Raw genomic sequence first — 21,770 nt, forward strand, 5'->3', positions numbered from 1 at the left:
AATTGCAGCCTCAAGCCGCCGCCGCCTTGGCGCCCGCGCCTGCAGTGGGCCGGAGCCCGAGCAGGTGGCAGACGGCGTAGACCAGGTCGGCCTTGTTCATCGTGTAGAAGTGGAAGTCCTTCACGCCGTGGTCGACGAGGTCGAGCACCTGCTCGGCGGCGACGGCGGCCGCGATCATCTGGCGGGTCTGCGGATCGTTATCGAGGCCCTCGAAGCGCGCCGCGAGCCAGTCCGGGATGCTCGCGCCCGTCCTTGCGGCGAAGTTTGCGGTCTGCTTGAAGTTCGAGACCGCGACGATTCCGGGCACGATCGGCACATGGACGCCCCGCTTGCGCGCCTCGTCGACGTAGCGGAGGTAGTGGGCGTTATCAAAGAAGAACTGGGTGATCGCCCGGTTGGCTCCGGCGTCGACCTTGGCCTTCAGCACGTCGAAGTCGGCGTCGATGCTTGGGCTCTCGGGGTGCTTCTCCGGATAGGCGGACACGGAGAGCTCGATCTCCGGCGCGCGTCTGCGGATGCCGGCGACGAGATCTGCGGTGCTCTGGTAACCGCCGGGGTGCGCCTCGAACTTCGAGCCGACGCCGCCGGCCGGATCGCCTCGGAGCGCGACGATGTGACGGACGCCGACCTCGCGATAGCCGTCGACCACGGCGTCCACCTCGTCCTTGGTGGCGGACACGCAGGTGAGATGCGCAGCCGGCGGAACGGTGGTCTCCTTCACCATGCGCTCGACGGTCTGATGGGTGCGCTCCCTCGTCGAGCCTCCGGCGCCGTAGGTCACCGACATGAAAGTGGGGCCGAGCGGCGCCAGCCGCTCGATCGAGCGCCAGAGCGTCTCCTCCATCTCGGGCGTCTTCGGCGGAAAGAACTCGAAGGAGACGCGGATCGGCCGGCGGCCGGCGCGGGACAGGCGATCGTTCGGCATCATGCGACCTCGAGGCTCGAGGGAGAAAGCTCGGCGTCGGACGCGATGCGCGGATCGCGGGCGAGCCAGAGTGAAACGGTGAGCTTGTCGGCCGCGCCGTCCGGCGGCGGGAGGTCGACATGGCTGACGAGGTCGAGCCCCGCCGCATCGAGCCACGCGCCGATCGTCTCGGGAGCGAAGCCGAGGCGGCGATGGGCGTGGCTTTCGCGCAGCGCCTCGATGCCGTGCGGCGCAAAGTCGACGATCAGCATCCGCCCGCCTGCGCGTAAGGTGCGCGCAGCCTCGCGTACGGCGCGCGCGCCGTCGTCGAGGAAGTGCAGCACCTGGTGCACGATGACGAGATCGAACGCGTTGCCCGGCACCGGAAGCGAGAAGATGTCGCCCTGCCGGACCTGCGCGTTGGACACCCCCGCGCGAACCAGATTGGCGCGCGCAAGCGCAAGCATGTCCCGGTTCGAATCGACGCCGACCGCACGGCCGACATGGCGGCTGATCAGTTCGAGCATCCGCCCGGTGCCCGTGCCGAGGTCGAGCGCGGTTTCGATGCGTCCGTGGCCCACGGCGTCCAGCACCGCCTTCTCGACGGCGGCCTCGGCCACGTGGAGGCTGCGCACGCCGTCCCAGCGCGCGGCGTTGGCGCTGAAATAGTTAGCGGCCGCGGCGTGATGCGCGGCGCGCACCTCCGCCAGGCGCTCGCGGTCGCGCGTGAGTGCGCTGTCCGAGCGGTCGAGATAAGCGAGCGACATACGCAACGCGGAGCTTCCCGACGACGGTTCGGCCAGTCCGAAGAACGCCCAGGCGCCTTCGCGATGGCGCTCGACCAGCCCGGCCTCCACAAGCAGCTTCAGGTGGCGCGAAATACGTGGCTGGCTCTGGCCGAGAATTTCGGTGAGGTCGGATACGGAAAGCTCGCCTTCCGCCAACAGCGCAAGGATCCTCAGCCGCGTCGGTTCGCCCGCGGCGCGCAGCCCGGCCAGCGCCGCATCGACGCTGAGAGGGGAGGGATGGCGGTCCGAGAAAGACATAAAGATGTCTTTATATGAATGCGGCGACGAACGCAACGGCGGAGTGGCATTGGGTTCTCAATAGATCCACTGCTCGGGCAGCCGCACCTTGAGCTCTGTCCCGGCGACGACCGTCCCCGGGCGCTCGACGGAGGCGACCAGTCCGCGAAGGCGTCTGGCGATCTTCGGAAAGGCGACCTCATCGCCCGGCCGGCCGGTATGGCGCGCGATGGCGCGGCCCGCATGGCGGCACGGCGCGTTCTGGGCCTCGACGACGATCGCTGCGCCGCCCTCGAAGAACAGCCGCGTTCCCGGGGGCAGGAAAGACAGCCGGGGCAGCCCCTCGATCAGCAGATTGGCGCCGATCCAGCCGGCCGCAATCCGGGCTGTCCCCATCGCCGCGCCGACCGCGTCCAGCTCCTCGACCGACACGATCGAGATCTGCCGGCCGGACCTGATCTCGGCGCCGCGCGGGTACCACGGCTCGCGCAGGCCGGCGGGCCGGGTGAAGCCGGCATGCCGATCGCCGGCGACGCCGTCGAGCGCGAGATCGATCGAGCGGACGGGTTCGGTCTCGAACGGCGAACCGTCGATGGCCGCCAGCGTCGCGGCCAGCCGGGCGACGAGCGAGCGGGCTCTACGGATCGGCGGGAGCTGGTCGTCTCCGAAGAGGTCGGCCACTAGCGGCGTGCCGCCACCATGAACAGGCGCGGAAAGCGCAGCAGCACCTTTCCGCCGGAGCGCTCGGGGTAGAAGGCCCGCAACCGCTCGGTGTAGAGCGCGAGGAAGCGCTCGCGCTCCGCCTCGTCGAGCGGATCGAGATAGGGCCGAAGACCGGTGGAACGGCACCAGCCGGCGATCGACTCCGCGCCGTCCAGCGGATGGACATAGGTGGTGCGCCAGACGTCGACCGAGGCCGCATGCGGCGCGAGCAGGTCGTAATAGCCCTCGGTCGAGAGAATGTCCGTCCGGGCGCGGCCGGCGTTCGCCACGCGCGAGGCCCAGGCCGGGTCGCGCGCGACTTCGGCCATCGCGACGTGCGACGGCTCGGAGCGGTTGTCCGGCATCTGCACGGCGAGCGCCCCGCCGGGCGCGAGCAGCTGCATCAGCCGGGGCAGCAGCGCTTCGTGGTCAGGCAACCACTGCAGCACGGCGTTGGCGAAGATCACGTCGACCGGCGCGTCCGGCGCCCAGCTCGCGACGTCGGCCTCCAGGAAGCGCACGCCCGGCAACCGCTTCGAAGCGGCGGACAGCATGTCGGGCGAGGAATCGACGCCGGTCGTCTCCGCCTCAGGGAACCGCCGCGTCAGCAGTTCGGTCGAATTTCCCGGCCCGCAGCCGAGATCGACCACCCGGGCGGCGTCCTTCAACGGAATGCGCGCGAGCAGATCGGCGGCCGGCCGCGTCCGCTCGTCCTCGAAGTGGAGATAGGTCGCGGCGGACCAGTCCTCTTTGAGGGTCACGTCGAGATCACCTGGACGCCGCATCGCTGAAAGGCGTGGTCTCGCGTCACGATCGGCCGGCCGCGCCGCTGCGCCCGCGTGACGATCACGCGATCCGCCGGCGCGCCGAGCCCGCGCGCAGAGCGGGCGACGACGACCTCGTCGCCGCGCGTGGCGGCTCGATCCGTCTTGAAAGACTGCTCCTGGCCCGATCGATGTTCGTCACGCTCATGCCGCCGCTCCGACCCTGGCCGAGCCAGATAGCGCGAAACGGCGGCTTCGCCATGCCCTCAGCGCGCGAACTGGCGGTACTTGATGCGCTTGGGCTCGACAGCGTCGGGGCCGAGGCGGCGCTTCTTGTCTTCCTCGTAGTCCTGGAAGTTGCCCTCGAACCATTCGACATGGCTGTCGCCCTCGAACGACAGCATGTGGGTCGCGATGCGGTCGAGGAACATGCGGTCATGGCTGATGATGACGGCGCAGCCGGCGTATTCCTCGAGCGCCTCTTCGAGCGCCCGCAAAGTCTCGACGTCGAGGTCGTTGGTCGGCTCGTCGAGCAGCAGGACGTTGGCGCCGGACTTCAGCATCTTGGCGAGATGCACGCGGTTGCGCTCGCCGCCCGAGAGGTCGCCGACCTTCTTCTGCTGCGCCGCGCCCTTGAAGTTGAAGGCGGCGACATAGGCGCGGCTGTTCACCTCGCGCTTGCCGAGGTGGATGATCTCGGTGCCGCCCGAGATCTCCTCCCAGACGTTCTTGTTCGGATCGAGCGCGTCGCGCGACTGGTCGACATAACCGAGCTGCACGGTCTCGCCGACCTTGATGTCGCCCGCGTCGGGCGTGTCCTGGCCGGTGATCATCCGGAACAGCGTGGTCTTGCCGGCGCCGTTCGGGCCGATGACGCCGACGATGCCGCCCGGCGGCAGCTTGAAGGTCAAGTCTTCGATGAGCAGCTTGTCGGCGAAGCCCTTGGAGAGGTGATCGAACTCGACGACGTTGTTGCCGAGCCGCTCGGCGATCGGGATGACGATCTGCGCGGTGGTGGGGCCGCCTTCGGACGCCTTCGCGACGAGATCGTCGTAGCGCTGGATGCGGGCCTTGTTCTTGGCCTGCCGCGCCTTCGGGCTGTTGCCCATCCACTCCTGCTCGCGCTGGAGCGTGCGCTGCAACGCCTCCTCGACGCGGTTCTCCTGGATCATCCGCTTCTGCTTCTGGACCACCCAGGCGGAGTAGTTGCCCTCGTAGGGGATGCCGCGGCCGCGGTCGATCTCGAGGATCCAGCTCGTGACGTTGTCCAGGAAGTAGCGGTCATGGGTGACGATCAGGATCGCGCCCGGATAATTGCGGAGATGGTTCTCGAGCCAGGATACGGTCTCGGCGTCGAGATGGTTGGTCGGCTCGTCGAGCAGCAGCAGCTCGGGCTCCGAGAGCAGCAGCTGGCAGAGCGCGACGCGGCGCTTCTCGCCGCCGGACAGCTTGACCACGTCCCAGTCGTCGGGCGGGCAGCGCAGCGCCTCCATCGCCTGGTCGACCTTCGAGTCGAGGTCCCAGAGGCCGAGCGCCTCGATCTTGTCCTGGAGCTCGGTCATCTCGTCGGCCGTTTCGTCGGAATAGTTCATGGCGAGCTCGTTGTACCGCTCGAGGATCGCAGTCTTGGACGCGACGCCTTCCATGACGTTCTCACGCACCGTCTTGGCGGGATCGAGCTGCGGCTCCTGGGCGAGGTAGCCGATGCGCGCGCCCTTCGCCGCCCACGCCTCGCCGGTGTACTCCTTGTCGATCCCTGCCATGATCTTCAGCAGGGTCGACTTGCCGGCGCCGTTCGGCCCGAGGATGCCGATCTTGGCGTCCGGGTAAAAGGAGAGGTGAATGTTGTCGAGCGTCTTCTTGGGCCCGAAGGCCTTCGACACGCCGCTCATGTGATAGATGAATTCGCGGGCCATGCGCTTGCCTGGAGGTTGGCGCGGCCTGCTTCGGCCGGCGCGGGATGTCGAGGGTTGGCGGTCTTCTAGCGCAGCGCCGGAGCGAGCGGCAAGGGGCGGCGAACCCCGGGACGCGCGTTCGCGTCCGCAGGGCTCCCAGCGTCGAGAGTTGGCTTCCTGGCCCATGTCGGAGTTCGGAATGTGCGCTTGCAGGCGCTTGGCCACTGCAAGCGTCGCCGGCGACCTGCCGGACGTCAGTCGCGCGATATGGACAGCCCCGCGAGAAGCGGAGCATACGCGGCGAGCCTGCGGGATACGAACTCCGTGAAGAGCCGCACGCGCTTCGTCTTGCGTGTCTCCCCCTGGGTGAGGAGCCAAACCGTCCCGTACATGTGGAGGTCGGCGCCCGGAACCCTCACCAGCAGGGGGTCGGCGTCGCCAATGAAGCACGGCAGTGTCGTCATCCCGAGCCCCTGCCGTACGGCGACGATCTGCGCCTCGGCGTCCGTGGTCCTGAACGGAACTCCCGCGGCGCCAATCTCGCCCGTGCTCGCCCAATCCGGAATTCCGTGAATGCTTATGACGATCCACCGGATGGGATCCGGCGCGCCCTCACGCCACGCGGCCAGTCGATCGCAGGACATGTAGACGCCGCCGAACAGCTCCGGCCCCTTCAGGCCGTGAAGATTGAGCGGCAGGGTTTTGCGGTCATAGACGACGCGGATCGCGACGTCGGCCTCTCGGTTGGTCAGATTCGCCAGTTCGCCGGACGACACGATCTCCATCTCGATCTCCGGATGCAGGCGCGCGAAATCGGCGAAGTCCGGCATGAGCAGGTGTGTCGCGAGGGTCGGCGCCAGCGTCACCCGCAGAAGTCCGCGCACGCTCTGGTCGCGACCCAGCACGCGTGTCTCCAGCTGGTGCGACGACGCTTCCATCTGGTTCGCGAGTTCGAGGACCTCCTCGCCCGCAGCCGTTAGGCGGTAGCCCGCGGGAAGCTTTTCGAACATCTGCGCCCCGAGGCGTTCCTCGAGCTGGCCGACGCGCCGCAGCACCGTCGAGTGGTTCACCCCGAGGCGCCCGGCGGCGGCCCGCAATGAGCCTCCGCGCGCGACGGCGAGAAAATAGCGAACGTCATCCCAGTCGATCATGGTGCGATCCGGCACCGAGCGGTGCGCTTTCCAAGCCCGTATCTAACACATTGAATAGCAGTCGGACGGTCTTATCTCGGCCCGCGCGCCTGCCGAATTCCGGCGAACCGCCGTGGCCGGCGTCGGTGCTCAGGCCGGATCGATTTCGCACCACCGATGTGCGCGCTTCAGCACTCAACGCCCGGCTCCGCCGAACTCATGTTTGGGCCCCGGGCCTCTCGAACAATCGAGGACGGGGCCCAAAGGAGATGTCATGCGAAGGCTTGAGGGTAAGGTTGCAGTCATCACGGGCGGCGCCACCGGCATCGGCCGTGCCGCAGCAAAGCGCTTCATCGAGGAAGGCGCCTTCGTCTTTATCTTCGGCCGCCGACAGACCGCGCTCGACGCCGCTGTGGCCGACCTCGGCCCCCATGCCCGCGCGGTGAGGGGCTCGGTCTCGGATGAGGCCGACCTCGACCGGCTTTACGCGGCCGTGAAGACCGAGCGCGGCGCCCTCGACATCGTCTTCGCCAATGCCGGCGCGGGAAGCCAACTTGCACTCGGCAAAATCACCGGCGAGCACATTGACGAAACCTTCGACACCAATGTGAAGGGTACGATCTTCACGGTCCAGAAGGCGCTGCCGCTGATGCGCGCGGGCGGTTCGATCATTCTGACCGGATCGAGCGCCGGCGCCACGGGCGCGCCGGGAATGAGCGCCTACAGCGCGAGCAAGGCGGCCGTGCGCAACCTCGCGCGGACCTGGGCGGAGGACCTGAAGGGCACCGGCATCCGGGTCAACGTACTGTCGCCCGGGGCGACCGCGACCGAACTCGCGAAGGAAGCGCTCGGCGAGGAAGGCCAGAAGGTCTTCGCCGCGATGACCCCGCTCCAGCGCATGGCCGATCCCGCAGAGATCGGAGCTGCGGCTGCCTTTCTCGCATCACCGGACAGCAGCTTCATGACTGCCAGCGAGCTCGCCGTCGACGGCGGCCTTGCGCAACTCTGACGCCCCGCTCCCGGCCAGGCGCCCATTCGAATAACCCCGCGCCGTTGAAAGGCCCGGACTCAATATCAACACGGATCGGAGAAGCATTATGAGCTACGCAATTGTAGGATTCGGTAAGATCGGCCAAGCTCTCGCCCACGCCTTCGCCCGTAGAAACATCGACGTGACGGTCGCAAGCCGCCGGCCGCCCGAGGCGTTGGCGCCGCAGGCTCGGGCGATCGGGCCCACGGTCGTCGCCAAGTCTCTGCGGGATGCGCTCGAGGCCGACATGATCATCTTGGCGGTCCCGTTCGCGGAGCATCGCGAGGTCGCGAAGGCCCTGCCAAGCTGGGAAGGCAAGACGGTCATCGACGCGACGAATGCGTTTCCGGCAGTCCCTGAAGAGCTGGACGGCCTCCCATCCTCCGCCTTCGTCGCAAAGGCGTTCACCGACGCCAAGCTCGTGAAAGGTTTCAATCACCTGATCGCGGCAACGCTGGCTGCCGATCCGATCGTCGAGGGCGGGCGCCGGGTCGTCTTTCTGTCGAGCGACGACGATGACGCGATCGCTCCCGTGGCGGCCCTGGCCAAACAACTCGGGTTCGCACCCGTCAATCTGGGAAAGCTCAACGAGGGGGGCTGGCTGGTGCACGCACGCGGCCGCACCTGGGGTCCGCTCATCTTCCAGGACCTGTTCAAGAAGGAGCAGTAACGACCACTGTCCATTGTCAGGTATGCTGCTCGCCCAGGCGCTGACGCGATTGGAAGCCAGGTCTCCAAACCCGAAGTGCGATCACTGAAATGATTCATGAAGCCGAAAGGCGCGGAGCGCAGTCGTCCTCCTACTGCGGCACGCGGCGTGCCCAAGCCGGACGGCGACTTCTTCCCCAATCACATCCCCTTGCGCCCGCTTCCGTCTCTCCCCCTTTCGCGCTAAGCCGCCCGCTCGCCGGACGGTCCGGCGTGCGAAAGCTGCCGCATGATCTCGAACGTCACGCTGCCGGCCGTGTTCGGCGCGGGCGCCATCAGCTTCCTCAGCCCCTGCGTGCTGCCGCTGGTGCCGCCTTATTTGTGCTTTCTCGCGGGCGCCACGCTCGACGACCTGATCGGGGGGGACGCGCCGCGCAGAGCCGTCGCGCGCACGCTGCTCGCGGCTCTTCTGTTCGTCGCGGGGTTCGCGACCGTGTTCATCGCGCTCGGCGCGACGGCGTCCGCGATCGGCGGACTTCTGCTCAGCCACGCGCCGCTGCTCGCGACGCTCGCGGGCCTCGCGATCATCGTGATGGGCCTGCACTTCCTCGGAGCGCTCCGCATTCCCTTCCTGATGCGCGACACCCGCGTCGAGGTGGAGAAACCTGTCGGGCTCTGGGGCGCCTATGTGATGGGGCTCGCCTTCGCCTTCGGCTGGACGCCGTGCATCGGTCCCGTGCTCGCCGCCGTGCTCGCGGTCGCCGCCTCCGAGGCGACGGTCGCGAAGGGCGCGGGGCTGCTCGCGGTCTATGCGGCGGGACTCGGCGTCCCGTTCCTGATCGCGGCGCTGGCGATGGGGCCTTTCGTCCGGTTCCTCAAGCGCTTCCGCTCGCATCTCGGAACGGTCGAGAAGGTGATGGGCGGCCTGCTGGTGCTGACCGGGATCGCGTTTCTCACCGGCTGGACGTCGACCGTCTCGTTCTGGCTGATCGAGACGTTCCCGGGGCTCGCCTCGCTCGGGTGAGGACGGGCGTCGTTACGCCTTCTTCAGGAACTCCGTCCGCAGCACGAGGCCCTTGACCTGCTTGGTGCTGCACTCGATCTCGTCGAGCTTGGCGGTGAGACGGATGTTCTTCACCAAAGTGCCCCGCTTGATGGTCTCCGAGGATCCTTTGACCTTGAGATCCTTGATCAGGGTGACGCTGTCGCCGTCCTTGAGCTCCGCGCCGTTGCTGTCGCGGGTGATGTCTTCGTCGCTCACCGATGATTTCCTTTAAGTCGCATGCTGCAGATAGTAAAAAGGGCCCGCCGGATCGGCGGGCCTTTCGATCACGTCTCGTGTTTGGCTGAGGCTGGCTTACAGCTGGCTGTAGCCGCCGTCCCTGAACTCGTAAAACACGAAGCCGGCCACCGTCGGGTCGCCCTTGTCGTCGAACTTCAGGTCTCCGACGATGGTGTTGAAGGTTTGCTTGTTCATTTCAGCCGCGACCGCAGTTCCCTCGGTCGACTTCGCCGCGGCGGCCGCCTTGGCCCAGATCTGGACGGCCGCGTAGCTGTAAAGCGTGAAGCCTTCCGGAGCGATCTTCTTGTCCTTGAACTTCTGAACCACATCAGCCGCTTCCGGCAGCTTGGTCTGGTCCGGCGGGAAGGTGAACATCACGCCCTCTCCGCCCTTGCCGGTGATGCCGAGGAATTCAGTCGACTGCAGCGCGTCGCCCCCCATCAGCTTCGCCTGCAGGCCCTGGTCGCGCATCTGGCGGACGATGAGGCCGGCCTGCTGGTAGTAGCCGCCAAAATAGACCACGTCGACATTGGCCTGCTTCAGCTTGGAGACCAGCGCCGAATAGTCCTTCTCGCCCGGCGTGATCGCCTCATACATCGCTTCCTTGCCGCCGCCGGCCTGGAAGGTCTTCAACGTTTCGTCTGCCAACCCCTTGCCGTAGGACGACTTGTCGTGGACGACGGCGACCTTCTTGTCCTTGAAGTGCTCGAGCAGATACTTGCCGGCGATGGCGCCCTGCTGGTCGTCACGGCCGCAGACGCGGTAGATCGTCGGGCCGGGGCGCTTGTCGGTGAAGGCGGGATTGGTCGAGGCCGGCGAGATTTCGATTATGCCTTCTTCGGCGTAGACCGACGAGGCTGGGATCGAAGAGCCCGAGCAGTAATGGCCGATCACGACCTTCGCGCCGTCGCCGACAAGCTGGTTCGCGACGTTGACCGCCTGCTTGGGGTCGCAGGCGTCGTCGCCGATCTTCACGACCAGCTTCTCACCGTTGATTCCTCCCGCGGCGTTGATGTCCTCCACCGCCTGCCCGGCGCCGTTCTTGATCTGGCCGCCGAACACGGCGTTCTCGCCGCTCATGGGGCCGGCAATGCCGATGACCACGTCGGCATAGGCGGGCGCCGCGAGGATGAGGGCAAGCGCCGCTCCGGCCGCGGCTGCGAGATGTCTCTTCATGTCCCAACGTCCCTTCAGGTCTCGGTTCACGTTTTCGTCTGCAGGCGCGGGCGGCTTCTGTTTCCGCCGTCGCTGTTATTGATGCCGCGTCGCGCGGTTCCTGTCACCTTGGGCCGGCGCCGGATCTCGCGCGCCACGCGAATGGTCCGGCGCGCTCGTAGAGCCACGAATATTGTCGCGTCATCTGGCGCGCCATCGTGGCCCGATGTCCGGCGAGGGCGAAGCCGACAAGGATGACGAGGTCGACGACGAAGAAATGAAGGGTGAGCAGGCTGCCGCTGAACAGCGCGTAGTGGATGAACCGAACCGCGAGCCCGAGCGGGATCATCCAGAGCGCAGCCTTCCAGGACGGCTCCCACGAGCTCGCGACGCCCCGGCCGGCCATCCACGCCGCGCCGCCGCCGAGGATCAGAGTGACGAAGACAAATTCCGCGAAGGAGATTTCCCAGATCAGGCCCATGGATGGCTCCTGAAACAGGTCGGGCCGCTGGCCGCCGTCGTGGAGAGGCGCCGGCCGCCGCTTCTCACGAGACACGAGCTCATCAGCGGCCGCCCTCAAGATAGGCCGCGCGGACTTCAGGCCGCTCCAGCAGTTCGCGTCCGGCGCCGCTCATCGTGATCCGGCCGTTGACCATGACATAGCCGCGATGGGCGAGCTTCAGCGCGTGATAGGCGTTCTGCTCGACGAGGAAGACGGTGAGCCCCTCGGTGCGGTTGAGTTCGTCGACCACGCCGAAAATCTGCTTCGCGATCAAGGGAGCGAGGCCGAGCGAGGGCTCGTCGAGCATCAGCAGACGCGGCCTGCTCATCAGCGCGCGGCCGATCGCGAGCATCTGCTGCTCGCCGCCGGACAGAGTGCCGCCGCGCTGGCCGGCGCGCTCCTTCAGCCGCGGGAAGATGTCGAATACGCGACGCAGATCTTCGTCGTAATGCGCGAATTTGGTGACCGCCGCGCCCATCTGCAGGTTCTCGGTGACGGTCATTCGCCCGAAGATGCGCCGCCCCTCGGGAGACTGGGCGATCTTGAGCCGCGCGATCTCGTGGGTCGGCGTGCGGGTGATGTCCTGCCCGTCGAACACGATCGAGCCGTCGCGGGCGGGGGGGCTGCCGAAGATCGTCATCATCAGCGTCGACTTGCCGGCGCCGTTTGCGCCGATCAGCGTGACGATCTCGCCGCTCGCGACGTCGACGTCGACGCCCTTCAGAGCGGCGATCGCGCCGTAATAGGCCGTGACGCCGCGGATCGCGAGCAGCGGCCCGGTCACGAGGCGGTCTCCTCGATCTCGCGCTCGACGGCCGAAACCTCCTCGTCCTCGACGCCGAGATAGGCCGCGATCACCCTCGGGTCTTCCCGAACGGACTTCGGCGCGCCGTCGCAGATCAGGCGGCCGTAATCGAGCACGACGACGTGGTCGGAGATTTCCATCACCACGCTCATGTCGTGCTCGATCAGCAGCACCGCCGCGCCGTCCTCGGAGCGGATAGAGCGCAGCAGAGCGTTGAGATCAGCGCTTTCGCGCGGGTTGAGGCCGGCCGCCGGCTCGTCGAGGCAGAGCAGCACGGGGTCGGTGCACATGGCGCGCGCGATCTCGAGCCTCCGCTGGTCGCCATAGGGCAGGTCGGCCGCCGGATCGTCGGCGCGGTCGGCAAGGCCGATGCGCTCGAGCCAGCGTCTGGCTTTCTCGATCGCCGCACGTTCGGCCTTGCCGAACCCGCCGACGCCGAGAACGCCGAGCACCGTCATGCCCGAGGCCTTCATCAGCGGAGCGTGCTGGGCGACGAGCAGGTTCTCGAGCGCCGTCATGCCGCCGAACAGGCGGATGTTCTGGAAGGTGCGGGCGACACCGGCCTCGCGCGAGATCTGGTGGTCCCGCAAGCGCTCCAGCAGCCACGGCCTGCCGTCGCGGTCGAGCGTCAGGCGGCCGACGGTCGGCTTGTAGAAGCCGGTGATGCAGTTGAAGACGGTAGTCTTTCCCGCGCCGTTCGGCCCGATCAGCGCGGTGATTTCGCCGCGTCTGACGTCGAACGACACGTCGTCGACGGCGACGAGCCCGCCGAACCGCATCGTCAGACGCTCGACGCGCAAGAGCACGTCAGGCGGCAGCGTCGGCGCGTCGAGCGGCTTCACCGTCAACCGTGGCCCTCCTGGACGAGGGCGCCGGCGATCGTTTTCTTCTCCTTCAGGAACACCGACGGCGTCCGGGACGAGACGAGGCCGCGCGGGCGCCAGACCATGATGAGCACCATGACCGCGCCGAACACGATCATCCGGTAGTCCTTGAATTCGCGGAACAGTTCGAAGCCGCCGATCATCACGAGCGCCGCGATCGCGACGCCGAACTGCGAGCCCATGCCGCCGAGCACGACGATCGCTAGGATCAGCGCGCTCTCCATGAAGACGAAGCTCTCGGGGCTGATGAAGCCCTGCCTCGTAGCGAAGAACGAGCCTGCGAAGCCTGCGAACATCGCGCCGAGCGCGAACGCCGTCAGCTTGGTGGTGACGGTGTTGATGCCGAGCGAGCGGCAGGCGATCTCGTCCTCGCGCAGCGCCTCCCAGGCCCGCCCGATCGGCAGGCGGCGCAGCCGGATGGTGACGAAGTTGGTGATCAGGGCGAGCGCGAGGATGAGGTAGTAGAGGAAGATGATCCGGTGCAGTCCGGAGAACTGCAGCCCGAAGGTCGCCGCGAAGCCGTCCGGGCCCGGCTTGAACTCGAGCCCGAAGAAGCTCGGCCGGGGGATCTGTCCGATGCCGTTCGGGCCGCCGGTGAACCAGTACCAGTTCAGCAGCACGATGCGGATGATCTCGCCGAAGGCGAGCGTGACGATCGCGAGATAGTCGCCCCGGAGCCTGAGCACGGGGAAGCCGAGGATCACGCCCCAGAAGGCGGCCAGGATGCCGGCGAGCGGCAGGCAGATCCAGAAGCCGAGCCCGAAATGCTGGGCGAGCAGCGCGTAGGAATAGGCGCCGACTGCGTAGAAGGCGACGTAGCCGAGGTCGAGGAGCCCTGCGAGCCCGACCACGATGTTGAGCCCCCAGCCGAGCATGACGTAGGTCAGGACGAGGATGCCGAGATCGACGGTGTAGCGCTCGACGCCGGGCAGGAAGGGCAGGGCGACCGCGATGACGATGGCGGCGGGCGCCAGCAGCTTGGCGATCCGCGCCAGCATCGCGTCGGTCCGCGGCGAGTTCGCCGTCTTCGGCTTGCGGACGCCCGGCCGCCAGATCGTGAGGTTGAGGATCAGCCGTCCGACGAAGACCACGGCGACGGCGATCGCGACGCGCTGCCAGTGCGGCTCCAGCTTCAGGCCCTCGGGGCCGGGCGTCGCCATCAGCCCCATCATCGGGGCGGCCAGGCCGAGCGCGATCAGGGCGGCGACGAAAGCGTCGCGCAGGGCCGCGGCGAAGGCGGGCGGTTCGGATCGGGTGACGGCGTCGTGTTCCGCCACCGTCATACCTTCTCGACCTCGGGCCTGCCGAGCAGGCCCGAGGGCATGAAGATCAGCACCACGATCAGGATCGAGAACGCCGCGACGTCCTTGTATTCCACGGAGAAATAGGCCGACCAGAAGGTCTCGATCAGGCCGATCAGCAGCCCGCCGACCATCGCGCCCGGCAGCGAGCCGATGCCGCCCAGCACAGCGGCGGTGAAGGCTTTCACCCCTGCGATGAAGCCGATGTAGAAGTCGACCACGCCATAATAGAGCAGGTACATCAGACCCGCGACGGAGGCGAGCGCCGCTCCGATCACGAAGGTCAGCGAGATCGTCCGGTCGACGTCGACGCCGAGCAGCGAGGCCATCTTGCGGTCCTGCTCGCAGGCGCGCTGGGCGCGGCCGAGCGGCGTCTTCGCGACGAGCAGCGTGAAGCCGGTCATCAGCGCGACCGTCGTCGCGATGATGATGATCTGCACGTTCGAGATGTTGACGCCGAAGCCGCCGGGCACGCCGAACTGATAGCCGCCGGTGACGACCGGGGGCAGCGGCTTCACGCGCGGCCCCTGAGCGACCTGCACATAGTTCTGCAGGAAGATCGACATGCCGATCGCCGAGATCAGCGGCGCAAGGCGGAACGAGCCGCGCAGCGGCCGGTAGGCGACGCGCTCGACAGTCCAGCCGTAGAGCGCGGTCAGCGCCATCGCGACGATCAGCACGATCATCAGCGCGAGCGGCACGAAGGTGATCCCGAGCGAGACAAGCGCGAGATAGACGATGAGCGCGAGGAATCCACCGACCATGAACACGTCGCCATGGGCGAAGTTGATCATGCCGATGATGCCGTAGACCATCGTGTAGCCGATCGCGATCAGGCCGTAGATCGAGCCGAGGGTGAGCCCATTGATCAGTTGCTGCGCGAAATATTCCATCGGCGGTTCAGAAGCCTCCGCTCGGTTCGCGCCCGCTGCGCCCGCGCCGGTCCACACCCCAAGAAGCGCCCCGCCCGACAAGGCGCCTGTTCGGCAGGCGAGCACGCTTCGGAGGCAGTCTTAGCAAGCCCGGTGGCCGGTCACAACGCGAGCAGCGGCGCAGATCTCCTGAAATCCGGGACAGCGGGCCAGCGTCTCTCTTTTGCCGTCGCGAGGCTTGGCTACACGTCGGGTAATCACGGCCTATCTGTCGCCCCATATCAGGCGCAGACTGGACGCGGCTTCGGTTCCGCGGATCGGAATCAGCGCAAAGCGGGGAAAATCAACGACATGGCGGCGACGTGACGGGCGGAGGCTCGGAATAGGCGGGATGGCGACCGGCGTGCGCGTTACGGCCGTATTGATTGTCTGCGTTCTGGTCTCGTCGGCGGCGCCGTCCGCGCGGGCGGAAGGGCCCGCCGACCTGCGTTCCGCTTTCGCTTCGGCCTTCGCGGGCGTGGAGGCCTGCGCGGCGTTGCGCGACGTCGCGCCCGGCGCGGAGACCGCGACCTCCGACGGCCTCGAATGCGCGAGACGATTGCCGCCCTGCGCCACCCTGGAGATCCCCGCGACGGTGATCGCGCTGGATCGCGGTGTCGTGCCCGACGCCAACGCGCCGCTGAAGCGCAATCCGGCGATCGAGGGCGATCCACCGGATGGAGTGAGCCTGCGCGACGCGTTCCGCGGATCGGTTCCTTGGGTTTCAGAAGAGGTCGTGCGCCGGGTGAGCCCGGACGCCTTCGCCAAGGCGCTTGGGGCAATGCGCTATGGGGATGCGGAAACCGGCGCGGCGCCGATCCCGCCCGGACGCGACGACGGCGGTCCTGCGCTTACTCTGAGCGCGGTCGAGCAGGTCGAATTCCTCGCCAGGCTGAAGCGCGGCGAACTGCCGACGACCGCGGAGTCGCAGGCGCGCACCGTCGAGATCGTCCCGGCCGAGCGGATCGGCGACGCGAGTTTCGCGGTCAAGAGCGGTTCGTGCCGGGGCGCGGCGTGGGCCGTGGGCTGGGTCGACCGCGGGCCGCGAAGCACGATCTTCGCCGTGGTCGAGACCGGCGCGGGAGACCGGTCGGTCGAGGACGCCGTATCCCGCACGCGGACCCTGATGACGAATCTCGGCCTTGTCGCGCCGCCTGGGCCATAGGCGACGGCGACGCGTTGTCGCGCGACTGCGGCCGGACTATCTGAACGCAGTCGCCATCGATCCCGAAAGCCGCCCTCTTTGGACATTCTGTCGACCGCCGAAGCCTGGATGCGCGAAGGCCGCTCGGTCGCGATCGCGACCGTCGTCGAAACCTGGGGCTCCGCCCCGCGGCCCGCGGGCAGCCATGTCGTGATCGACGCCGACGGCGCCTTCGAAGGCTCCGTCTCCGGCGGCTGCGTCGAGGGCGCGGTGGTGGGAGAAGCGGCGGAGGTCATCGCGAGCGGCGAGCCGCGCCTGCTCGAATTCGGCGTCGCCGACGAGACTGCGTGGCGGGTCGGCCTGTCCTGCGGCGGGCGGATCAAGGTCTTCGTCGAGAAACTGGCGTGAGGCTCGATCTGCTCAGCCGCCTGAACGCGGCGAGGGCGGCCCGTCAGGCGGCGACAGTGGTCACGGATCTCCGCACCGGCGACCAGCGCCTCGTGCTCGACCCTTCCGCCGACCCGTTGGCGCAGGCCATCGGCAGAGCGCTCGTCTCCGGCAAGAGCTGCATGGCGAAGGAGTCGAGTGGCGAGGACGTCTTCCTCAACGTCCATCTGCCGTCGCCGCGCCTCGTGATCGTCGGGGCGGTTCACGTATCCCAGACGCTGGCTCCGATCGCGACCTCGCTCGGCTACGAGGTGACGATCGTCGATCCCCGCACCGCCTTCGCCAGCCCTGAGCGCTTTCCGGATGTTGACCTGCGGGCGGAATGGCTCGATCTGGCGTCGCCCTCCGTCGGGCTCGACGCGTTCACCGCTTTCGCGGCGCTGACCCACGATCCGAAGATCGATGATCCGGCGCTTATCGCGGCGCTCGCCGCCGGCTGTTTCTATGTCGGCGCGTTGGGCTCCCGGAAGACTCACGCCGCCCGGCGCGAGCGTCTGATAGCCGCCGGCGTCGACGAGGGGGCGCTCGGGCGCATCCGCGCGCCGATCGGATTGCCGATCGGCGCAGCTTCACCCGCGGAGATCGCCGTCGCGATCATCGCGGAGATCACCGCGGCGCTGCGCCGGCCGGGGGAACGCTTATGAAGTTCGGGCCTCTCCCGCTCGCCCGCGCCGAAGGCGCTGTCGCTGCGCACGCGATCCGGGTCGACGGCTACGTTCTGAGGAAGGGCGGCCGCGTGACCGCGACCGACGTCGCGGAGCTCGGCCGGCGCGGCGTCCTGGAGATCGTGGCCGCCAAACTCGGGCCGGACGACGTCACCGAGAACGAGGCGGCGCACCGGATCGCGCGGGCCCTCGCCGGCCCGCACGTCCGGGTCGAGGATCCGTTCACGGGCCGCTCCAACCTGTTCGCTGAGCGCGCGGGCGTGCTGCTGATCGACCGGACCGCGGTCGACGCGCTGAACGAGATCGACGAGTCCGTGACCCTGGCGACGTTGTCGGAGCACGCCTCGGTCGGCGAAGACGCAATGCTCGCCACCGTCAAGATCATTCCGTTTGCGCTCGACGAGGCGATCGTCGCCCGCGCCGAGGCGCTGGCCCGGGCGATGGGTCCGCTCGTCAAGGTCGCGCCGTTCGCGCTCAGGCGGATCGCGGCTGTCTCGACCCTGCTGCCCGGCCTCGACCAGAAGGTCATCGACAAGACGATGACGGTGCTCGAACGGAGGTTGGCCCCGGCGGGCGCGGCGCTGTTCGCCGATCGGCGGGTCGCGCATGACGAGGCTTCGCTGACCCGCGCTTTGTCGGAGCTCGCCATCGAGAAGCCGGATCTCACCATCGTCTTCGGCGCCTCCGCGATCACCGACCGGCGGGACGTCGTGCCGGCGGCGATCGAGGCGGCGGGAGGCGCTGTCGATCGGCTCGGCATGCCGGTCGATCCCGGCAATCTCCTGCTTCTCGGGCGGCTCAACGGCCGCCCCGTGCTCGGCGCGCCCGGATGCGCGAGGAGCCCAAAGGAGAACGGCTTCGACTGGGTGCTCAACCGCCTTCTCGCCGGCCTGCCGATCGCAAGCCGCGACATCACCGGCATGGGCGTCGGCGGCCTTTTGATGGAGATCGTCTCGCGCCCGCAGCCCCGGGACGACCGCGCCGCGCCGTCCAAGGCGCCGAAGGTCGCAGGCGTGGTTCTCGCCGCCGGCCGGTCGACCCGAATGGGGGGCCCGAACAAGCTGCTCGAGATCGTCGAAGGCCGCCCGTTGGTTCGCCACGCGGTGGAGGCCGCGCTGGGCGCGGCTCTCGCCGAGGTGGTGGTGGTCACCGGTCACCAGGGGGGCTCGGTCAAGGAGGCGCTGGCCGGCCTGCCGGTGCGGTTCGCGACCAACCTCCGCTACACGGAGGGCCTCTCGACCTCGCTCCGCGCCGGGCTGAAGGCGCTGCCGGATTCAGTCGACGGCGCGGTCGTGCTGCTCGGCGACATGCCGCGGGTGACCTCCGCCCTCGTGACGCGTCTCGTGGCGGCGTTCGATCCGGCGTCCGGCGCGCATGTCGTCGCGCCCACCCGCGAGGGCAGGCGGGGCAACCCGGTGCTGTGGGGCCGGCGCTTCTTCTCCGAGCTTGCGCGCGTCGAAGGCGACGTCGGCGGCCGCCACTTGCTCGGCGCGCATGGCGAGGCGGTGCGCGAGGTCGCCGTCGAGGATTCCGGCGCGCTGCTCGACGTCGACACCCCCGAAGCGTTGGCGGCGCTCAGGGCCGAGGGGTGAGGCCTCGCGTCGGGCCGGCCTCAGGGCCGCTCGAAGCTCGCGGGCAGAGCGTGGAGGTGCTCGATCGCGAGGCTCGGGTCGTCGACCTCGATGCGCTCGGCGATCATCAGGCGATGGCAGTGCTGTGGCTCGCGCTCGAAGCAGAGCAGGCAGAGCTTCCTGCCGGTCCGCACGAGAGCCTTGAGAGCGGCGAGCTCCTCCTGCGCGGCCTCGGTCTCCAGATGGGCGGCGAAAATCCGGCGCATGTCGTCGTGGCGCCCGCTGCGCGCGGCGGCCCGGCCTTCGGCCGGCGTGCCGAGCGCGCGCAGGTGCAGGTAGCCCACGCCCCGTTCGTCGACCCCGGCCGAAAGCGCGCGCTTGGAAAAGCCGGGGCGCCTCGAATTCGCGACCGCCCGCACGTCCACCAGCGTCTCGACGCCTGCGGTCGCGAGCGCATCCGCAAGCGCGTTCGGCGTCGCGCCCTCGTAGCCGATGGTGAACAGGCGGCTCATTTGATCGAACAGGCCCAGATCGTCTGCACTTTCGCTGCGAAGCGGACGGCGGGGTAGCCGTCGAAGAAGCCGGGAATCACGAACGTCCCCACGCCGGAGGGCGGGACCAGCCCCGTCCCGGTGAAGCCCATCTCGTTCAGATCGAGATTCTGCGCGGTCACCTCGATCTTCGTCAACACGCGGTCGGGAAAGGGGTTCTTCGCGTCCCAGACGAACACGTTCGCCTGCACGTAATAGGAGGGGCTCGCGGACCGCACCTTGCGGAAGTCAGCGAGCGACAGAGGCTCGGCGCGGCAGCCTTCGAGGCGAGCGGACAGGCCTTCCTTGTCGAGCGCGGCGCGCGTTTCGCCGTCGCAGGTCTCCCGGCATTCGCGCGCGGCGTCCCGGGTCGCGGCGTCGTCGGAGCCGGAGTCGATTTTGCCGCCGAGGCATTCACGGAAGCAACTTTGGGCGTTCGCACCGCTTGCCGCGAGGGCGAGCGCGACGGCGAGGACCATGCGCATGCAGGCGATCTCCAACAAGGACCCCAGGCCCCCGGCCTCAAGGCGAAGCTAGCGCGGCGGGCCGCGATCGACAGTCGTGTGCAGCACTCATGCGCCGCTGCTGCCAAAATCTGGTGGTTAACCTCTTGTTAACCCGCGGGTATTGTCATGAACGGGTAAGGCGTCACAAAGTATTCGTGCGGCGCGTCGGCAACCGCGCTGTCGAAGCGATGGAGCATGGCCGATGAGCGGATGCGGGCAGCCAAGAAACGAGCATGACGGCGGAAGATCGTGCGCGGATTTCAAGCGCCAGATCGACGGATACGGACTTACTACGGCGGAGATCCTGTACCGGATGCCGGATCACCCTGCGTTGCTGCAAACCTTCCTCTGGCAGCAATATGACAAGGCGCCCGACTACCCGGTGCTGCGCGGCTTTCTCGATTGGTGGCGTCGCGAGATCGAGGGGATGCTGCATTCGGTCCGGGTCGGGCACAAGGCGCTGATCGGCCCGGCGGATTTCGAGCCGGTGAGGGCGGAGTTCCTCCTGAACTGAGGCTTCAACGCCAATTGCCTCTCCGGGCCGCGGCGCGCGATAACGCCCGTGCGCCGTGATCGGGCGCGATCGCTTGAGAGAGTTTCGCGCCCATGACACGCGTCGCCGTTCTCGGAATCGGCCTGATGGGCGCCCCCATGGCCCGGCGGCTGATCGGCGCGGGGTTCGAGGTTATCGCCTGGAGCCGCACCCTGTCGAAGGCCGACGCGCTTCGGCCTCACGGCGCTGTCGTGGCGGGAAGCCCGGCTGAAGCCGCAGCCATGGCCGACGTCGTGATCGCCATGCTCGCGGATGGCCCCGCGGTGACGGACGTGCTGTTCGGAGACGGCGCCGCGGCCGCCGCGATGAAGCCCGGAGGCCTCGTGATCGACATGAGCTCGATCCCGCCGTCGCTCGCCCGCGACCACGCCGCGCGACTGGCGGCCTCAGGCGTCTCCCACCTCGACGCGCCGGTCTCGGGCGGCACGCGGGGCGCAGGCGATGGTTCGCTCGCGATCATGGTCGGCGGCGAGGAGGCGGCCTTCGAGACCGCCCGGCCGATCTTCGCGCCGCTCGGCCGGGCGATCCGGGTCGGGCCGGCGGGCTCGGGCCAGCTCGCCAAACTTGCGAACCAGGTGATCGTGGGCGTCACCATCGGCGCCGTCTCCGAGGCGCTGCTGCTGGCGGCGGCGGGCGGCGCCGATCCCGCAGCCGTCCGCGAGGCGATCCGCGGCGGCTTCGCCGAGAGCCGCATCCTCGAGGAGCACGGCCGCCGCATGATCGAGCGTGACTTCCGTCCCGGCGGCATGGTGCGCACCCAGGTCAAGGATCTCGACACAGCGCTCGCCGCCGCCGCCGACGCCGGCGTCACGCTGCCGCTGACGCAGGACGCGCGTGAGCGTTTCGCCGCCTTGCGCGACGCGATGGGCGGCGGCGGCCTCGACCATTCGGCCCTGCTGCTGCAACTGGAGGCGGCGAGCGGGCGGCGGTTGACCGCCGCGCCCGACCAACGGCCCGACTGACCAGGCGCGCGCCCATCCAGCCGCTTTCGGCCCACCGGAGCGAAGTCCCCGATGCCCAACTTTTCCGCCGCCGCCCCGGTGGTGCTGCTCGTCTTCTCGAACGTCTTCATGACCTTCGCCTGGTACGGCCATCTGAGGTTCAAGGAGTCCCCGCTCTGGATCGTGATCCTCGCGAGCTGGTCGATCGCGCTGTTCGAATACTGCCTCGCAGTGCCCGCCAATCGCATCGGCAGCGCCGTCTATTCGGGGGCGGAGCTGAAGGCCATGCAGGAGGTGATCACGCTCCTTGTGTTCGCCGGCTTCTCCGTGACCTATCTCGGCGAACGCCTGACGATGAACCATGCGGTGGGGTTCGGCCTGATCGCGCTTGGGGCGTATTTCGTGTTCCGGGGGCCTTTCTCGTAAAAGGCGACGGCCTGCTCGCGTCGCTTGCGCGGCGGCGGCGCGGCGCCTA

Annotated in this window: 25 protein-coding genes; 10 read left to right on the forward strand and 15 right to left on the reverse strand. The window is 68.3% G+C overall.

All coding sequences use genetic code 11. From position 1 onward, the window contains the following. Positions 1–10 precede the first annotated feature (10 nt). The 6 genes from metF to PKE75_RS01530 form a co-directional block, all read right to left on the reverse strand. Positions 11–925 carry a methylenetetrahydrofolate reductase [NAD(P)H] gene (gene metF / locus PKE75_RS01505; RefSeq protein ID WP_271166927.1) on the reverse strand — a complete coding sequence of 305 codons (915 nt, stop codon included), beginning with the start codon at positions 923–925 and terminating at the stop codon, positions 11–13. Next, entirely contained in the window at positions 925–1,950 is a 1,026-nt protein-coding gene (locus tag PKE75_RS01510; protein WP_271166928.1) for an ArsR/SmtB family transcription factor, read from the reverse strand. The genes metF and PKE75_RS01510 overlap by 1 nt, the downstream gene beginning before the upstream one ends. A gap of 57 nt (positions 1,951–2,007) precedes the next feature. Then, positions 2,008–2,610, reverse strand: a complete 603-nt coding sequence (locus PKE75_RS01515; protein ID WP_271166929.1) for an MOSC domain-containing protein — start codon at positions 2,608–2,610, stop codon at positions 2,008–2,010. Continuing rightward, positions 2,610–3,392 carry a trans-aconitate 2-methyltransferase gene (gene tam / locus PKE75_RS01520; RefSeq protein WP_428979089.1) on the reverse strand — a complete coding sequence of 261 codons (783 nt, stop codon included), beginning with the start codon at positions 3,390–3,392 and terminating at the stop codon, positions 2,610–2,612. The genes PKE75_RS01515 and tam overlap by 1 nt, the downstream gene beginning before the upstream one ends. Positions 3,393–3,661: 269 nt before the next feature. Then, complete coding sequence (gene ettA / locus PKE75_RS01525; protein WP_271166931.1) at positions 3,662–5,311, reverse strand: energy-dependent translational throttle protein EttA; 1,650 nt, start codon at positions 5,309–5,311, stop codon at positions 3,662–3,664. A 233-nt stretch (positions 5,312–5,544) separates the two neighbouring features. After that, positions 5,545–6,441 carry a LysR family transcriptional regulator gene (locus PKE75_RS01530; protein ID WP_271166932.1) on the reverse strand — a complete coding sequence of 299 codons (897 nt, stop codon included), beginning with the start codon at positions 6,439–6,441 and terminating at the stop codon, positions 5,545–5,547. A 253-nt stretch (positions 6,442–6,694) separates the two neighbouring features. Between PKE75_RS01530 and PKE75_RS01535 the strand changes: the two genes are divergently transcribed. The 3 genes from PKE75_RS01535 to PKE75_RS01545 all read left to right on the forward strand — a co-directional run bounded on the left by PKE75_RS01535 (position 6,695) and on the right by PKE75_RS01545 (position 9,122). After that, on the forward strand, positions 6,695–7,429 hold the full coding sequence (locus PKE75_RS01535; RefSeq protein ID WP_271167247.1) for an SDR family NAD(P)-dependent oxidoreductase: 735 nt from the start codon (positions 6,695–6,697) through the stop codon (positions 7,427–7,429). An 88-nt stretch (positions 7,430–7,517) separates the two neighbouring features. Further along, positions 7,518–8,120: an NADPH-dependent F420 reductase gene (locus PKE75_RS01540; protein WP_428979090.1), complete on the forward strand. Its 603-nt coding sequence runs from the start codon at positions 7,518–7,520 to the stop codon at positions 8,118–8,120. 267 nt (positions 8,121–8,387) lie between these two features. Then, entirely contained in the window at positions 8,388–9,122 is a 735-nt protein-coding gene (locus PKE75_RS01545; protein WP_271166933.1) for a cytochrome c biogenesis CcdA family protein, read from the forward strand. 12 nt (positions 9,123–9,134) lie between these two features. Here the strand turns inward: PKE75_RS01545 and PKE75_RS01550 are convergent, their stop codons facing one another. The 7 genes from PKE75_RS01550 to PKE75_RS01580 form a co-directional block, all read right to left on the reverse strand. Continuing rightward, positions 9,135–9,359 (reverse strand): alkylphosphonate utilization protein, encoded by a 225-nt coding sequence (locus PKE75_RS01550; protein ID WP_271166934.1) that lies wholly within the window; start codon positions 9,357–9,359, stop codon positions 9,135–9,137. Between the two features lie 96 nt (positions 9,360–9,455). Beyond that, positions 9,456–10,556, reverse strand: coding sequence for a branched-chain amino acid ABC transporter substrate-binding protein (locus PKE75_RS01555; RefSeq protein ID WP_271166935.1), 1,101 nt, complete (start codon positions 10,554–10,556; stop codon positions 9,456–9,458). A 103-nt stretch (positions 10,557–10,659) separates the two neighbouring features. Then, positions 10,660–11,016, reverse strand: coding sequence for a DUF6867 family protein (locus PKE75_RS01560; RefSeq protein ID WP_271166936.1), 357 nt, complete (start codon positions 11,014–11,016; stop codon positions 10,660–10,662). Positions 11,017–11,098: 82 nt separating this feature from the next. Next, positions 11,099–11,821 (reverse strand): ABC transporter ATP-binding protein, encoded by a 723-nt coding sequence (locus tag PKE75_RS01565; RefSeq protein ID WP_271166937.1) that lies wholly within the window; start codon positions 11,819–11,821, stop codon positions 11,099–11,101. Beyond that, the gene (locus tag PKE75_RS01570; protein ID WP_271167249.1) at positions 11,818–12,621 is read right to left on the reverse strand and encodes an ABC transporter ATP-binding protein; all 804 of its coding nucleotides are present in this window, start codon (positions 12,619–12,621) and stop codon (positions 11,818–11,820) included. The genes PKE75_RS01565 and PKE75_RS01570 overlap by 4 nt, the downstream gene beginning before the upstream one ends. Before the next feature lie 65 nt (positions 12,622–12,686). Beyond that, positions 12,687–14,009, reverse strand: a complete 1,323-nt coding sequence (gene livM / locus PKE75_RS01575) for a high-affinity branched-chain amino acid ABC transporter permease LivM (RefSeq protein WP_428979091.1) — start codon at positions 14,007–14,009, stop codon at positions 12,687–12,689. Further along, positions 14,006–14,920: an ABC transporter permease subunit gene (locus PKE75_RS01580; RefSeq protein WP_271166939.1), complete on the reverse strand. Its 915-nt coding sequence runs from the start codon at positions 14,918–14,920 to the stop codon at positions 14,006–14,008. The genes livM and PKE75_RS01580 overlap by 4 nt, the downstream gene beginning before the upstream one ends. A 370-nt stretch (positions 14,921–15,290) precedes the next feature. Here PKE75_RS01580 and PKE75_RS01585 point away from each other — a divergent pair, with 370 nt between their 5' ends. From PKE75_RS01585 to PKE75_RS01600, 4 genes are all read left to right on the forward strand, one after another. Continuing rightward, positions 15,291–16,103: a serine hydrolase family protein gene (locus tag PKE75_RS01585; RefSeq protein ID WP_271166940.1), complete on the forward strand. Its 813-nt coding sequence runs from the start codon at positions 15,291–15,293 to the stop codon at positions 16,101–16,103. Between the two features lie 108 nt (positions 16,104–16,211). Then, positions 16,212–16,490 carry an XdhC family protein gene (locus PKE75_RS01590; protein ID WP_271167250.1) on the forward strand — a complete coding sequence of 93 codons (279 nt, stop codon included), beginning with the start codon at positions 16,212–16,214 and terminating at the stop codon, positions 16,488–16,490. After that, positions 16,487–17,173: an XdhC family protein gene (locus tag PKE75_RS01595; protein ID WP_271166941.1), complete on the forward strand. Its 687-nt coding sequence runs from the start codon at positions 16,487–16,489 to the stop codon at positions 17,171–17,173. The genes PKE75_RS01590 and PKE75_RS01595 overlap by 4 nt, the downstream gene beginning before the upstream one ends. Further along, complete coding sequence (locus PKE75_RS01600; protein ID WP_271166942.1) at positions 17,170–18,786, forward strand: molybdopterin-binding/glycosyltransferase family 2 protein; 1,617 nt, start codon at positions 17,170–17,172, stop codon at positions 18,784–18,786. Before PKE75_RS01595 ends, PKE75_RS01600 begins: the two co-directional genes overlap by 4 nt. A 20-nt stretch (positions 18,787–18,806) precedes the next feature. Here the strand turns inward: PKE75_RS01600 and PKE75_RS01605 are convergent, their stop codons facing one another. Together PKE75_RS01605 and PKE75_RS01610 are read right to left on the reverse strand one after the other, a co-directional pair. After that, the gene (locus tag PKE75_RS01605) at positions 18,807–19,277 is read right to left on the reverse strand and encodes a DUF488 domain-containing protein (RefSeq protein ID WP_271166943.1); all 471 of its coding nucleotides are present in this window, start codon (positions 19,275–19,277) and stop codon (positions 18,807–18,809) included. Beyond that, positions 19,274–19,780 (reverse strand): hypothetical protein, encoded by a 507-nt coding sequence (locus PKE75_RS01610; protein ID WP_271166944.1) that lies wholly within the window; start codon positions 19,778–19,780, stop codon positions 19,274–19,276. Before PKE75_RS01610 ends, PKE75_RS01605 begins: the two co-directional genes overlap by 4 nt. 223 nt (positions 19,781–20,003) lie before the next feature. Between PKE75_RS01610 and PKE75_RS01615 the strand changes: the two genes are divergently transcribed. The 3 genes from PKE75_RS01615 to PKE75_RS01625 all read left to right on the forward strand — a co-directional run bounded on the left by PKE75_RS01615 (position 20,004) and on the right by PKE75_RS01625 (position 21,721). After that, positions 20,004–20,315: an usg protein gene (locus tag PKE75_RS01615; RefSeq protein WP_271166945.1), complete on the forward strand. Its 312-nt coding sequence runs from the start codon at positions 20,004–20,006 to the stop codon at positions 20,313–20,315. Between the two features lie 92 nt (positions 20,316–20,407). Then, positions 20,408–21,316: an NAD(P)-dependent oxidoreductase gene (locus PKE75_RS01620; protein ID WP_271166946.1), complete on the forward strand. Its 909-nt coding sequence runs from the start codon at positions 20,408–20,410 to the stop codon at positions 21,314–21,316. Between the two features lie 51 nt (positions 21,317–21,367). Beyond that, positions 21,368–21,721 (forward strand): DMT family protein, encoded by a 354-nt coding sequence (locus PKE75_RS01625; RefSeq protein WP_271166947.1) that lies wholly within the window; start codon positions 21,368–21,370, stop codon positions 21,719–21,721. Positions 21,722–21,770 lie beyond the last annotated feature (49 nt).

Origin of the sequence: Hansschlegelia plantiphila (assembly GCF_027922265.1) — a bacterium.
GTDB classification, from domain to species: domain Bacteria; phylum Pseudomonadota; class Alphaproteobacteria; order Rhizobiales; family Methylopilaceae; genus Methylopila; species Methylopila plantiphila.

Excerpts from the sequence above, each read along its gene's own strand:
- metF (WP_271166927.1), bottom strand. The coding sequence starts at position 925 with ATGCCGAACGATCGCCTGTCCCGCGCCGGCCGCCGGCCGATCCGCGTC.
- PKE75_RS01510 (WP_271166928.1), bottom strand. The coding sequence starts at position 1,950 with ATGTCTTTCTCGGACCGCCATCCCTCCCCTCTCAGCGTCGATGCGGCG.
- ettA (WP_271166931.1), bottom strand. The coding sequence starts at position 5,311 with ATGGCCCGCGAATTCATCTATCACATGAGCGGCGTGTCGAAGGCCTTC.
- PKE75_RS01530 (WP_271166932.1), bottom strand. The coding sequence starts at position 6,441 with ATGATCGACTGGGATGACGTTCGCTATTTTCTCGCCGTCGCGCGCGGA.
- PKE75_RS01535 (WP_271167247.1), top strand. The coding sequence starts at position 6,695 with ATGCGAAGGCTTGAGGGTAAGGTTGCAGTCATCACGGGCGGCGCCACC.
- PKE75_RS01540 (WP_428979090.1), top strand. The coding sequence starts at position 7,518 with ATGAGCTACGCAATTGTAGGATTCGGTAAGATCGGCCAAGCTCTCGCC.
- PKE75_RS01545 (WP_271166933.1), top strand. The coding sequence starts at position 8,388 with ATGATCTCGAACGTCACGCTGCCGGCCGTGTTCGGCGCGGGCGCCATC.
- PKE75_RS01555 (WP_271166935.1), bottom strand. The coding sequence starts at position 10,556 with ATGAAGAGACATCTCGCAGCCGCGGCCGGAGCGGCGCTTGCCCTCATC.
- PKE75_RS01560 (WP_271166936.1), bottom strand. The coding sequence starts at position 11,016 with ATGGGCCTGATCTGGGAAATCTCCTTCGCGGAATTTGTCTTCGTCACT.
- PKE75_RS01570 (WP_271167249.1), bottom strand. The coding sequence starts at position 12,621 with ATGCGGTTCGGCGGGCTCGTCGCCGTCGACGACGTGTCGTTCGACGTC.
- livM (WP_428979091.1), bottom strand. The coding sequence starts at position 14,009 with ATGACGGTGGCGGAACACGACGCCGTCACCCGATCCGAACCGCCCGCC.
- PKE75_RS01580 (WP_271166939.1), bottom strand. The coding sequence starts at position 14,920 with ATGGAATATTTCGCGCAGCAACTGATCAATGGGCTCACCCTCGGCTCG.
- PKE75_RS01585 (WP_271166940.1), top strand. The coding sequence starts at position 15,291 with ATGGCGACCGGCGTGCGCGTTACGGCCGTATTGATTGTCTGCGTTCTG.
- PKE75_RS01590 (WP_271167250.1), top strand. The coding sequence starts at position 16,212 with ATGCGCGAAGGCCGCTCGGTCGCGATCGCGACCGTCGTCGAAACCTGG.
- PKE75_RS01600 (WP_271166942.1), top strand. The coding sequence starts at position 17,170 with ATGAAGTTCGGGCCTCTCCCGCTCGCCCGCGCCGAAGGCGCTGTCGCT.
- PKE75_RS01605 (WP_271166943.1), bottom strand. The coding sequence starts at position 19,277 with ATGAGCCGCCTGTTCACCATCGGCTACGAGGGCGCGACGCCGAACGCG.
- PKE75_RS01610 (WP_271166944.1), bottom strand. The coding sequence starts at position 19,780 with ATGCGCATGGTCCTCGCCGTCGCGCTCGCCCTCGCGGCAAGCGGTGCG.
- PKE75_RS01615 (WP_271166945.1), top strand. The coding sequence starts at position 20,004 with ATGAGCGGATGCGGGCAGCCAAGAAACGAGCATGACGGCGGAAGATCG.
- PKE75_RS01620 (WP_271166946.1), top strand. The coding sequence starts at position 20,408 with ATGACACGCGTCGCCGTTCTCGGAATCGGCCTGATGGGCGCCCCCATG.
- PKE75_RS01625 (WP_271166947.1), top strand. The coding sequence starts at position 21,368 with ATGCCCAACTTTTCCGCCGCCGCCCCGGTGGTGCTGCTCGTCTTCTCG.